General features: G+C 65.1%; 12 protein-coding genes. 10 read left to right on the plus strand and 2 right to left on the minus strand.

All coding sequences use genetic code 11. The annotated features are described in order from the left end of the window. The first annotated feature begins 66 nt into the window (after window positions 1-66). The gene (locus FHW83_RS09080; RefSeq protein ID WP_176646008.1) at window positions 67-579 is read left to right on the plus strand and encodes a hypothetical protein; all 513 of its coding nucleotides are present in this window, start codon (window positions 67-69) and stop codon (window positions 577-579) included. 125 nt (window positions 580-704) lie between these two features. Here the strand turns inward: FHW83_RS09080 and metK are convergent, their stop codons facing one another. Then, the gene (gene metK / locus FHW83_RS09085; RefSeq protein ID WP_176646009.1) at window positions 705-1,871 is read right to left on the minus strand and encodes a methionine adenosyltransferase; all 1,167 of its coding nucleotides are present in this window, start codon (window positions 1,869-1,871) and stop codon (window positions 705-707) included. A gap of 176 nt (window positions 1,872-2,047) precedes the next feature. On the opposite strand from metK, the gene FHW83_RS09090 reads away from it, so the two are divergent. The 3 genes from FHW83_RS09090 to dapF are packed head-to-tail and all read left to right on the plus strand — an operon-like array spanning window position 2,048 to window position 4,649. Next, a complete protein-coding gene (locus FHW83_RS09090; protein ID WP_176646010.1) occupies window positions 2,048-2,908 on the plus strand; it encodes a lysophospholipid acyltransferase family protein in 861 nt (286 codons plus the stop codon). Beyond that, on the plus strand, window positions 2,905-3,783 hold the full coding sequence (locus tag FHW83_RS09095; protein WP_176646011.1) for a lipid A biosynthesis acyltransferase: 879 nt from the start codon (window positions 2,905-2,907) through the stop codon (window positions 3,781-3,783). The genes FHW83_RS09090 and FHW83_RS09095 overlap by 4 nt, the downstream gene beginning before the upstream one ends. 2 nt (window positions 3,784-3,785) lie before the next feature. Further along, window positions 3,786-4,649, plus strand: coding sequence for a diaminopimelate epimerase (dapF, locus tag FHW83_RS09100; RefSeq protein WP_176646012.1), 864 nt, complete (start codon window positions 3,786-3,788; stop codon window positions 4,647-4,649). Between the two features lie 85 nt (window positions 4,650-4,734). On the opposite strand, the gene FHW83_RS09105 is transcribed toward dapF, so the two are convergent. After that, window positions 4,735-6,288, minus strand: coding sequence for an SEL1-like repeat protein (locus FHW83_RS09105; RefSeq protein WP_176646013.1), 1,554 nt, complete (start codon window positions 6,286-6,288; stop codon window positions 4,735-4,737). Between the two features lie 363 nt (window positions 6,289-6,651). Here FHW83_RS09105 and FHW83_RS09110 point away from each other — a divergent pair, with 363 nt between their 5' ends. The 6 genes from FHW83_RS09110 (at window position 6,652) to FHW83_RS09135 (ending at window position 12,519) form a co-directional block, all read left to right on the plus strand. Then, window positions 6,652-7,704 carry a porin gene (locus tag FHW83_RS09110; protein WP_176646014.1) on the plus strand — a complete coding sequence of 351 codons (1,053 nt, stop codon included), beginning with the start codon at window positions 6,652-6,654 and terminating at the stop codon, window positions 7,702-7,704. A gap of 113 nt (window positions 7,705-7,817) precedes the next feature. Then, on the plus strand, window positions 7,818-8,486 hold the full coding sequence (locus FHW83_RS09115; protein ID WP_176646015.1) for a DUF484 family protein: 669 nt from the start codon (window positions 7,818-7,820) through the stop codon (window positions 8,484-8,486). Between the two features lie 8 nt (window positions 8,487-8,494). After that, complete coding sequence (locus FHW83_RS09120; RefSeq protein WP_176646016.1) at window positions 8,495-9,430, plus strand: tyrosine recombinase XerC; 936 nt, start codon at window positions 8,495-8,497, stop codon at window positions 9,428-9,430. A gap of 112 nt (window positions 9,431-9,542) precedes the next feature. Next, on the plus strand, window positions 9,543-10,595 hold the full coding sequence (locus FHW83_RS09125; RefSeq protein ID WP_176646017.1) for a GTP-binding protein: 1,053 nt from the start codon (window positions 9,543-9,545) through the stop codon (window positions 10,593-10,595). Between the two features lie 57 nt (window positions 10,596-10,652). Next, a complete protein-coding gene (dksA, locus tag FHW83_RS09130; protein ID WP_176646018.1) occupies window positions 10,653-11,099 on the plus strand; it encodes an RNA polymerase-binding protein DksA in 447 nt (148 codons plus the stop codon). A 118-nt stretch (window positions 11,100-11,217) separates the two neighbouring features. Next, window positions 11,218-12,519: an STAS domain-containing protein gene (locus FHW83_RS09135; protein WP_176646019.1), complete on the plus strand. Its 1,302-nt coding sequence runs from the start codon at window positions 11,218-11,220 to the stop codon at window positions 12,517-12,519. Window positions 12,520-12,592: the final 73 nt, after the last annotated feature.

Raw genomic sequence — 12,592 nt, forward strand, 5'->3', positions numbered from 1 at the left:
TTGAACTCGCTCAACCCTCACTTTGCGCTGGTCTTATACGCTGGCTTTTTTTATGCGGAGCAGGCTATGACTATCGATCCACGCGATGTCATTTGGGACGAGGCACAGGCCCTGCTGTACCACGTAAGCTATGCGGAAACACTGATAACAGCGCTACTTGTGCGCTGGGTATGGCTGGATACGATCACCAAAATCCTCGTGGCAATTTCATCCGGCGGAGCTGCGTTGGCAGGCCTCGTATTCTGGAAAAGTAGCGACTATACTTTTTTATGGCCGATGTTTACGTCTGCCAGTACCTTGCTCGCAATCGTATCAAGTCAACTCGATGTAGCCGAAAAGCTAAAGAGGCATTCAACCTCGACAGTTGAGCTACGCAATTTGAGTATGGAAATCGGGTCCTTGATTGTGCGCATGAAAATCAATGACAGCTTTGCCATCGCGGAGTTTGAGGCGCAATTGTTGGACCTGCGCAGAAAATATGGTCTGGAAACAGGTAAATTTTTGCACGACTTGCTATTGACCCGACGCTTGCGCAATGCCGCGCAAGTAATGACAAATCAAAAACTGGATATATCATGATCCCGACCGACGACCCTCGCCGCAAGTACCTCCCCCCCAACCCGATACCGCCCTTGCCCAAGCGCCCCAAATGACAACGCCCCGGAGTCCGGGGCGTTGGCGTTTTCAGCTACGGCCGAGCTTGATTATTTCAGGCCGGCGGCGTCGCGCAGGATGGCGGCCTTGTCGGTGCGTTCCCAGCTGAACTCCGGCTCCTCGCGGCCGAAGTGGCCGTAGGCGGCGGTCTTGCCGTAGATCGGACGCAGCAGGTCCAGCATCTGCACGATGCCTTTCGGACGCAGGTCGAAGTGTTCCATCACCAGCTGGGCGATTTTCTCGTCCGGGATGACGCCGGTGCCTTCGGTGTAGACCGTGATATTGATCGGACGGGCCACGCCGATCGCGTACGACACCTGCACCTGGCACTGGCGCGCCAGGCCGGCCGCCACCACGTTCTTGGCCACGTAACGCGCGGCATACGCCGCCGAACGGTCCACCTTCGATGGGTCCTTGCCCGAGAACGCGCCGCCGCCGTGCGGCGAGGCGCCGCCGTAGGTATCGACGATGATCTTGCGGCCGGTCAGGCCACAGTCGCCCTGCGGGCCGCCAATCACGAAGCGGCCGGTCGGGTTGACCAGGTATTTGGTGTCCTGCAGCCACTCTTTCGGCAGCACCGGCTTGATGATTTCCTCGATGACGGCTTCTTCAATCGCCTTGTGCTGCATTTCCGGCGCGTGCTGGGTCGACAGCACCACGGTGTCCACCGCCACCGGACGGCCGTTGACGTAACGCAGCGTGACTTGCGATTTGGCATCCGGACGCAGCCATGGCAGACGGCCATCCTTGCGCAGCTGCGACTGGCGCTCGACCAGGCGGTGCGCGTAGTGGATGGCGGCCGGCATCAGCTCGGCGGTCTCGTCGCAGGCGTAGCCGAACATCAGGCCCTGGTCGCCGGCGCCCTGGTCCAGATCGATACCGGCGCCTTCATCCACGCCCTGGGCGATGTCCGGCGATTGCTTGTCATACGCCACCAGCACCGCGCAACCACGGTAGTCGATGCCGTAGTCGGTGTTGTCGTAACCGATGCGCTTGATGGTTTCACGCGCGACTTGAATATAATCAACGTTGGCGTGGGTGGTGATTTCACCGGCCAGCACGACCAGACCGGTATTGCACAGCGTTTCGGCGGCAACACGGGCTTTCGGGTCCTGGGCCAGAATCGCGTCGAGGATAGCGTCGGAAATTTGGTCAGCTACCTTGTCCGGGTGACCTTCCGAGACGGATTCAGAGGTGAAAAGATAATCGTTCGACATCGCAAGCTCCTGATATGGTTTGAAAAACGGTCGCATACCAACACGGCTTGCGACGCTTTAGCGACATTTATATCCCGCATCGCAAGTTGTCATTAACTCAGCGGTTACTGCTACTACTCATGGTATTTTACGCCTTTTTGAAAAAACTTGCTCCCTAACACAGGTAGAAACGCCACATGCTGGTTCCACTTTTTCGCTTTTTATCGATTTTCCCCTTGCCGCTGTTGCACGCCGCCGGCGCCGCGCTGGGCTGGCTGGTGTACTGGGCCTCGCCGTCCTACCGCCGCCGCATGCGCGACAACATGCGCCAGGCCGGCGTCGCGCAGCACCTGAACGCGGCCATCGCCGAAGCCGGCAAGAGCATCATCGAGCTGCCCTTCATCTGGTGCGCCGACCCGGCCCGCGTGTCGCGCCACGCCACGCTGGAGAACTGGGAGCTGGTGCAGGCCGAGCTGGACGCCGGGCGCGGCATTGTGTTCATGACGCCACACCTGGGCTGCTTCGAGATCGTGGCGCAGGAGATCGCCCTGCGCACCGAACTGATGGTGATGTACCGCCCGCCGAAAAAAGAGGCGCTGAAACCGCTGATCGAGGGCGCGCGCGCGCGCAAAAACCTGCTGCTGGCGCCGGCCAATATGTCGGGCGTGCGCATGCTGGCCAAGTTCCTCAAGAAGGGCCAGCCGGTGGGCGTGCTGCCCGACCAGGTGCCGCAGGAGGGCGAAGGCGTGTGGGCCACCTTCTTCGGCCGCGACGCCTACACCATGACCCTGCCGGCCAAGCTGGCCCTGCTGGGCGACGCCACCATCATCATCACCTACGCCGAGCGCCTGCCGGGCGGACGCGGCTATGTGGTACGCTTCGTGCCCTTTGACGGGACCCTGGACGGCGACAGCGCCGCCCAGGCGCAGGCCATCAACAGCGCCATGGAGCGCCTGATCGTCCGCAGCCCGTCGCAATATTACTGGAGCTACAACCGCTACAAGGTGCCGCACGGAATCGAGGCGCCGGCGGCGGCCAAGGCCAAGGAAAACGCATGAAACTGATGTTGGGATTGATGTGGCTGCTGCACTGGCTGCCACTGCCGCTGCTGGGCCGCTTCGGCGACGCCGTCGGCAGCCTGTTGTTCATGGCGCTGCGCTCGCGCCGCCACATCGCGCTGACCAATCTGCGCCTGTGCATGCCGGAACTGACCGAGGAGCAGCGCGTCGACATCGCGCGCCGCCACTTCCAGGCCTACTCGCGCAGCGTGTGGGAACGCGCCGTGCTGTGGTGGGCGCCGGAGGCGCGCCTGAAACGCCTGATCACCATCGATCCCGGTGGCGTGATCCCGGTGGCGGCGATGACCGAGAAGCCGACCATCCTGCTGTGCCCGCATTTCGTGTGCCTGGACGTGGCCGGCGCCGCGATCGCCATGGAGGCCAGCGCCTCCTCGATGTACGTGACGCAGAAGAACGCCGCCTTCGACCGGGTGCTGCGCGCCGGCCGCGCGCGCTTCAAGCCGGTCAAGCTGTTCACGCGCCAGGACGGCATCAAGCCCATCCTGCGCGCGCTGCGCGACAAGCTGCCCTACTTCATGCTGCCGGACATGGATTTCGGCGAGAAGGACGCCGAGTTCGTGCCCTTCTTCGGCATCCAGGCCGCCACCCTGACCGCCACCGCGCGCATCGCCGCCACCACCGGCGCCCAGGTGATGCCGGTGATCGCCACCTTCCTGCCCGATTACCGCGGCTGGCGTGTGAAATTCTATCCAGTGTGGGACAATTACCCCGGTGACGACATGGTGGCCGCCACCCGCCGCATGAACCAGTTCATCGAGGAACGCGTGCGCGAGGCCCCGGCCGAATATTTCTGGACCCACAAACGCTTCAAGACGCGCCCGAATGGCGAGCCCTCGCTGTACAGCAAACAATAAACATGAAACTCAAATTCACCAAAATGCATGGCGCCGGCAATGACTTCGTCGTGATCGACGGCGTCAACCAGCATATCGACTTCACGCCAGCGCAGTGGAAGCTGCTGGGCGACCGCCGCTTCGGCGTCGGCGCCGACCAGATCCTGCTGGTCGAGAAGCCCAGCGAGGCCGGCTGCGATTTCCGCTACCGCATCTTCAACGCCGACGGCGGCGAGGTCGAGCAATGCGGCAACGGCTCGCGCGCGTTCGTGAAATTCGTGTCGGAAAAAGGCCTGACCGACAAGCGCAGCATCAGCGTGCAGACCAAGGCCGGCGTGATCGCGCCGCGGCTGGAGCTGGACGGCAGCATCACGGTGGACATGGGCGCGCCGGTCCTGGAGCCGGGCCGGGTGCCGTTCGACGCCGAAGGCCTGCAAGGCCAGCCGCAAGGCCGCGACACCCTGTGGCCGCTGGTGCTGGAACTGGGCGGCGCGCGCGAGAGCGTGCTGATCTCGGCGGTGTCGATGGGCAACCCGCACGCGGTGCAGGTGGTGGACGACGTCGACGCCGCGCCGGTGGAACTGACCGGCCCGCTGATCGAGCACCATGTGCGCTTCCCCAACCGCGTCAACGCCGGCTTCATGCAGATCATCAACCGCCAGCACGTGAAGCTGCGCGTGTTCGAGCGCGGCGTGGGCGAGACGCTGGCCTGCGGCACCGGCGCCTGCGCGGCGGCCGTGGCCGGCATCCGCCGCGGCTTGCTGGACAGCCCGGTGCGGGTCGATGCGCGCGGCGGTCAGTTGTCGATCGCGTGGGCCGGCGAAGGCCAGCCGGTCTGGCTGACCGGCCCGGCCGTGACCGTCTTCGAAGGCGAGATCGAGATTTGATCGTCGCTCCCGCGCAGGCGGACGCCGATGCGAGCTATGCCAGACACGCTCCATGGATTCCCGCCTGCGCGGGAATGACGGCGGGTCACGCGGCCAGCAAGTCGTCGCCGCCGACATTCGGCAGCCAGGTCTTGAGGCGGTACAGGCGCTGGCGGTAATTGCCTTCCAGCCCGTCCGGACCGCTGTCGATGGACTCGAACAGGCGCACGATGCGGTCCAGCGCCTGACGCTCGCGCGCCGTGCGCAGCAGCACCAGCCTGCGCTTGCTGCGGCCGTAGCTGGCGCGGATATCGACCACCAGGCAATGGCCCTGGTCGGCCGCCTTCACATCCAGCAGCAAGGCTTCCGCGCGGCTCAGGCCGAACAGCGCGGCCAGTTCCAGGCGCGCCGCCAGCAGCGGCTGGCTTTCCAGCAGCTCGCGCGTCAAACAGGTCACGATGCTGGCCATCCAGCCCGCCTCCTTGGGCGCGGCCGCCACGCGCGCCAGCGCCGTCTCCGCCTCCTCGCAACCTTGCGCCGCCGCTTTCTGCAGCCAGTAGGCGGCGCGCACGTCGCTCTGCTCGTCGGTGCGGCGGTTGCGCCACGCGTACATGCCGCATTCCAGCTGCGCGCCGCAGTGGCCCATCTCGGCCGCGCGCTCCAGGTAGCTTTGCGCCTCCGCCACGCTGCGCTGCGAGAACTCCGGCTTGAGGTAAATCCGCGACAGCGCGAACCAGGCCTCCGCCAGCCCCTGCTCGCCGGCCAGCGTCAGCCAGCGGATGGCGCGCTTGAAGTTGACGGCGGCGATGCCGTTGCTCTGGCGCTTGCCCTCGCCATCCATGCGCGCGAACCACAGGCCCAGCGCCAGCTGGGCATTGCGGTCGCCGCCATACGCGGCCAGCTCGCGGCACTGCTGCAGCTCGGCGTCGGCGGCGGACGGCGGCAGCAGCTCGGCGCAGCGCGCCAACAGCAGCAGTTGCGGCGGGCCGGGCAGCCAGTCGGTGGCGCGCGCCGCCTCGGCGTCGGCCGGCGCGCCGGCCAGCAGGCGGCGCAACAGGGGCCGCGCCTGTTCGAGGAAGGCGTTGTGGTCTTGTTGCCACAGCAGCTCCAGCCGCGCGTGATCGGCGGCCGGGATCAACTGGTCGGCGTTGTCGGCGCGCCACAGCGGGCGCGCCGCCCGGCGCGGCGCGGGCTGGCGCGCCTGCCGTTGTACCGGCGGCGCAACATGCAATGGCCGGCCGGCGGCGCGCTGCGCCAGCAGCCACTGCGCCTCTGGCAAGCCGGCGTGCGCGGCCGCCTCCAGCGCCTGCCGGGCCTTGTTCGTCAGGGCGGAACTGTCGCGCGCGGCGCCGTGCTGGAACACCAGTTGCGCCAGCGTCAGCCCGGCCTGCAGGATGCCGGCGTCATGGGCATGCTCGTACCAGCGCAGCACGTCGGGCAGCGCATGCCTTGCGGTGTCGGCGGGGATGTGGCTGCCGATCAGGCGCCACGCTTCGTCCAGCCCGCGCTGGGCGGCGCGCCCCAGCCAGTGCAGCGCGGTCGGGACGTTGAGCGGCAGGCCGGCGCCGCCGAACAGGTACAACTTGCCCAGCGCCAGCTGGCAGTCCGCGTCGCCGGCGCGGGCGCCGCGTATGATCCCTAACTCTTCTCGATTAGCCATCGTCTCTGTGTTATCTACGGACCTTTTATGAACCTCAGTGTAGCGTGCCATCCGCGCCACACCCTAGACAATATGCGCCGCGGTTTGATCTGGCACAAGCGGCGCCCCCCTGTCCCGCCTGTACGCTAGAGCTGTTTTGATGCCCGAATGAAAGCAAATCGGGCCCAAAACGGGACAAATAACGTGCCTGACAAGCGTTTCAAAAATACAACAAGAAGCCCGGGTTCTGCGGCTTTCGACCAAAACAAGCCGTCCCAATCGACCATTCCAGCGCAATTGAAGCAACGACCAATTAAGGTTCTTAGCAACCGGCGGTCACGCGGCGGCGAGGGGATGCGAAATACACTTATAAAGGAAGAACAAATGAAGAAATCATTGTTGGCTCTGGCACTCATGGGCGCTTTTTCCGTCGCCCAGGCACAATCGTCCGTCACCATCTATGGCACGCTGGACGCGGGTGTTTCCCGCCGCACCGATACCGACGTGACCGCCGTGGGCAAGCGCGACAACAACAAGCTGGGCTTCCGCGGCGTGGAGGATCTCGGCAGCGGCCTGAAAGCCTTGTTCCAGCTGGAGATACGCTACGAGCCCGACACCGGCGCCATCGAAAGCACCGTGCGCCCGCTGTTCCAGGGCCAGAGCCGGGTCGGCCTGCAGGGTGATTTCGGCACCATCCGTCTCGGCCGCGGCCTGACCGCCTTCCAGGAAACCAGCACCGCCTACGAGCCGTGGTCGGGCATGCCGGCCGTGGCCGGCTACCAGACCGACCTGCAGGTGGCCGGCTACACCTCGGACCCGTTGAGCGTGGCCGGCAACTCGGCCAACCGCTTCTCCAACGCCGTGTTCTACAACACCCCGGTGATCGGCGGCGTGTTCCAGCTGAACGTCACGGTGGCCACCAAGGACGCCAACAACAATCCGGTCATCATCGGCCGCGGCACCGCCGCCGCGCCGCAGTTCCCGGCCAACAGCATGGCGCCGGTCAATCCCTACTCGGTCAGCGCCACCGCCACCCAGGGCCCGTTCTCGGCCTACGCCGCCTACGAGCGCAACGCCGTGTCGACCAAGCTGTGGTCGGTGGGCGCCTCGTTCAAGCCTATCCCCGACCTCAAGCTGATGGGCTCCTACCAGCGCCAGGACCAGAACTACAGCGTGCCGATCAATCCGATCACCAAGGCCTGGCTGGTCGGCGCCAACTACACCGTGGGCGCCGGCCTGATCCGCGCCGGCTTCGGCCGCAAGACGCCGGACAACGCGCTCAACGTGCCGACCATCGCCAAGACCAAGCAGTTCTCGCTGGGCTACGACTACAACCTGTCGCCGCGCACCTACCTGTATGTCGACGGCACGCGCCGCAAGGCCACCGCCGCCGCCACCTTCAATTTCTACAGCGTCGGCATCCACCACAACTTCTAAACGGCGCAGTCGCAAGAACTGCCAGCGTGAGTTGGGGAATGACGGGCATGGGACACCATGTCCGTTTTTTTTCGTTTAGAATTGCACTTCAATCTAGCCTATCAAGTACCTCAATGACTTCCCCACTGGACTCCAACGCCGTCGCCCAATACCTGACCGATCATCCGCATTTCTTCGAACAGCACGCCGAGCTGCTGGGGGAAATCAAACTGACCAGTCCGCTGACCGGGCGCGCCGTGTCATTGCAGGAGCGCCAGATGGAAGTGTTGCGCGACAAATACAAGGCGCTGGAATTGCGCATGCACAACCTGATGCGCGTGGCGTCGGAAAACGAGGCCATCGCCAACAAGTTCCACCGCTGGACCCAGATCCTGCTGCAGTCGGAGGACGTGGGCTCGATGCCGCACGCGGTCACCAGCGGCCTGAAGAGCGCGTTCGACGTGCCACAGGTGACGGTGCGCATCTGGAACACCGCGCCGGACTACCTGGACGAGTGGTTCGTCAAGGGCGTGTCGGAGGACGCGCGCATCTTCGCCAACAGCCTGCTGGCCCCGTACTGCGGCGCCAACAAGGACTTCGAGGCGGTGCGCTGGCTGGACGACCCGTCGGCCGTGGTGTCGACCGTCATCATCCCCTTGCGCAAGCCGGGCGACAAGCAAGCCTTCGGCCTGCTGATCATGGGCTCGCAGGACGCCAACCGCTTCACCTCGCTGATGGCCACCGACTTCCTGGTGCACATCGGCGAAACCACCAGCACCGCGCTGGCCTGGCTGCTGGCCTGAGCCGCGCCATGAGCGACGCTCCAGACAGCAAGCTGGCCTGGATCGACGCCTATCTCGCCCATCTGCGCGGCGTGCGCCAGCTGTCGCCACACACCGCCGCCGCCTACGCGCGCGACCTGCGGGAGCTGGCGACGCTGTCCGGCGCGCTGGACTGGGACCGGCTCGACCAGCACGCCATCCGCCGCCTGACCGCCAAACTGCACGCGCAGCAACTCGATCCGCGCTCGATCGCGCGCAAGCTGTCCAGCTGGCGCGGCTTCTTCCGATGGCTGAGCGAACAAACCCCGCTGGCCGCCAATCCGGTGCAGGGCGTGCGCGCGCCCAAGCGCGGCAAGAGCCTGCCGCGCGCGCTGTCGGTGGACGACGCCGTGCAACTGGTGGCGCCCCGGCGCCCCAGCGCCGGCGCCACGCCCACACCGGCCGAGCTGTGCAACCGCGCCATGTTTGAATTGTTGTATTCCAGCGGCCTGCGCGTCTCCGAGCTGGCCGGGCTGGACCTGACGCCGGGCAAGGACAGCCTGGGCTGGGTGGAGGCCGGCAACCGCGAGGTCACCGTCACCGGCAAGGGCAACAAGCGCCGCACGGTGCCGGTCGGCAGCGCCGCGCTGGAGGCGCTGCGGGCCTGGCTGGCGGTGCGCCCGGCCCCCAGCGACGGCGGCAACGCCCTGTTCCTGAGCGCGCGCGGCACCCGCGTGTCGCCGCGCGTGATCCAGCAGCGGCTGCAGGCCCATGGCGTGACGCACGGCGCGCCGGTGCACGTGCACCCGCACATGCTGCGCCACTCGTTTGCCTCGCACGTGCTGCAATCGTCGGGCGACTTGCGCGCGGTGCAGGAAATGCTGGGCCATTCCAGCGTCAGCTCGACCCAGGTCTACACCGCGCTGGACTTCCAGCACCTGGCCGAGGTGTACGACAAAGCCCATCCACGCGCTAAACTGAAGTAAACCCGGGCGGCGCGTGCTGATATTGCTCAATCAGGCGAATTGCTAGCGCCGGAAAAATTCCGGCATAATCGCCCGATTGCATTTGCGCATTTTGAGATTACCCACTACCACCATGGCTATGATTCCCACCACCATCCTGACCGGCTTCCTCGGCGCCGGCAAGACCACCCTGCTCAACCGCATCCTGCAGGAGGAGCACGGCATGCGCATCGCGGTCATTGAAAACGAATTCGGCCAGGAAAACATCGACAATGAAATCCTGGTGCAGGACACCGGCGAACAAATCGTGGAAATGAACAACGGCTGCATCTGCTGCACCGTGCGCGGCGACCTGATCGTCGCCCTCGGCAACCTGGCGCAAAAGCGCGAGGCCGGCGAGATCCAGTTCGACCGCGTGGTGATCGAGACCACCGGCCTGGCCAACCCCGGCCCGGTGGCGCAGACCTTCTTCGTGGACGAGGAAGTGGGCGCTCACTACATGCTGGACGCCGTGGTCACCGTGGTGGACGCGCGCCACGCCATGGACCAGCTGGACCAGCACGAGGAAGCCCAGCGCCAGGTTGGCTTCGCCGACAAAATCCTGCTGTCCAAGACCGACCTGGTGAGCGAGGAACAGCTGGCGGCCCTGACCGCGCGCCTGACCCGCATGAACCCGCGCGCGCCGATCAGCAAGTCGGACTTCGGCCGCGCCCCGATCGGCGAGGTGCTGGACCTGAAGGGCTTCAACCTCAACGACAAGCTGGAGCTGGACCCCGACTTCCTGCTGACCGAGCAGGCGCACGAGGAAGGCCATGTGCACGACGAGCACTGCGGCCATGACCATCACCACCACCATGATCATCACGACCACCACCACGGCCACCACACCGACGATATCGCCGCCTTCGTGTTCAAGAGCAACCGCCCGTTCGACACCGCCAAGCTCGATGAATTCCTCGGCGGCCTGGTCAATGTGTACGGTCCTCGCATGCTGCGCTACAAAGGCGTATTGTTCATGCAGGACGCCGATCGCAAGGTCGTGTTCCAGGGCGTGCACCAGATCATGGGCAGCGACCTGGGCGCGAAATGGGGAGAAAACGACGTTCGTGGCAGCAAAATGGTATTTATTGGGAAAAATCTTCCCAAAGACATCTTTATTAGCGGTTTAGAACAATGTCTGGTATAAACTATCCGGGTTTTGTATGTTGATGACAACTCTGTCGTATCGAAGGTAAGCGAAGTTATGACCAAAACTAATAAATCGACCCCCGCAGCCCCTGAGCGCATCCTGACCGAGGAAGAAATTCTGGCGATGGATGACAAGGATTATATGAATCCTGCGCAAATGGCTTTCTTCAAGGCAAAGTTGCAAGCTCTGGAAAAAGAACTGCTGAAGAATGCCGGTGAAACCACCGAGCACCTGCGCGAAACCGTGCTGGTGCCGGATCCGGCCGACCGCGCCACCATCGAAGAAGAGCACGCGCTGGAACTGCGCACCCGCGACCGCGAACGCAAGCTGCTGAAGAAGGTGCAGCAATCGATCGTGGCCATCGACAACAATGACTACGGCTGGTGCGAGGAAACCGGCGAACCGATCGGCATTCCGCGCCTGATCGCCCGCCCGACCGCCACCCTGTCGCTGGAAGCGCAGCAACGCCGCGAACTGAAGCAAAAGCTGTACGGCGACTGATCCCGCCGCCGCCCAAAAAGCACGCGCCTCACACCGCGTGCTTTTTTTACGCAAATTTGCGTTTCCCTTCCGACAGGTAATACGGCAAACCTCCCGCTTGCGGCTACACTATGTCGCTATGGGATTGTTCTCACTCTTCAAGAAGGCCGGGACCCTGCCGCCGCTCACCGACGACGAGCAGGCGCGGCTGGCCGCCAACAGCGAGGCGGAGCGCCAGAGCCAGGCGGCGCGCCAGCGCGAGATCGCGCGCGCCACCGCCATGAAGATCGACGCCATCGAATCGGCCATGGCGGCCGACATCTTCAACCTGCCGGAACCGGCCTGGGGCAGCCAGCGGCCGCCGCGCCCGCCACGCGCCAGCGCCGACGACGCCGAGCTGGCCGCCATCCCCACCACCTTGTTGCTGAGCGACGACGACCTGCCGCTGGCGGCCGCCGACGAGCACACGCCGGCGGTGGAGGAAATCGCCATCCTGTACGCCAACGGCCAGGCCGACGTGGCCCGCCAGATGCTGCTGGCCGCCGTGGCCGAGGCCAACCACATCAACAGCGAGCGCAGCGCCTGGTGGATGCTGTTCGACCTGTACCAGGTGACCGGCCGGCAGGACGATTTCGACAATCTGTCGATCGACTACGCCAGCACCTTCGAAACCTCGCCGCCGTCGTGGCAGGCGCCGGCCGCGCTGGCGGCCGCCTCGCCGGACTGGGCCGGGCTGACGCCGACCGAGTCGTTCAGCGGCGTGCTGGGCGCGCACATCGCGCCGCAGCTGGAACGGCTGCGCCAGCTGGCCGGCGGCCATCCGGTGCTGCGGCTGGAATTCACGCGGGTGGCGGCGGTGCACGCCGACGGCGCGGCGCCGCTGCTGGAGACCCTGCGCCAGCTGCAGCGGCTACAGCGCGAGCTGATCCTGGTGGGCGCCGCCGCGCTCACGGCGCAGTTGCGCGCCAACCTCGTGATCGGCCGCCGCGACGAGGGCGAGGCCGTCTGGCTGCTGCTGCTGGAGCTGCTGCAGCTGCAGCAGCGCGAGAAGGAATTCGAACAGGTCAGCATGGATTACTGCGTGACGTTCGAAGTGTCGCCGCCGCCGTTCACGCCGCCGCACAAGGTGGCCATGGCGCCGGCGCAACACGTGTCGGCATCGCCCGACCGCTTCATGCTGCCGCCGCTCATCGAACACCAGCTGGGCGCCCTGCTGCCGGCCATCCAGCGCTACGCCGAGCAGTATCCGGCGCTGGTGTTCGACTGCTCGCGCCTGACGCGCATCGACTACGCCAGCGCGCTGCAGCTGCACGCCGCCTTGCAGGCGCTGCCGGGGGAACGGCGCAAGATCGCCTTCCGCGACGTCAATCACCTGGTCGCCGCGCTGCTGCGATTGCTCGGGTATGCTAATTTAGCAAGAATCTATCCCCACAAATACTGACGTAACTTGCAATCCGCGTTTCCAGCCCCACTTTTCAGTCCTGAGGCAGCCTGCATCATTACTTTGAGGTAAC

This window comes from Duganella sp. SG902 (genome assembly GCF_013376005.1).
Lineage (GTDB): Bacteria > Pseudomonadota > Gammaproteobacteria > Burkholderiales > Burkholderiaceae_D > Rugamonas.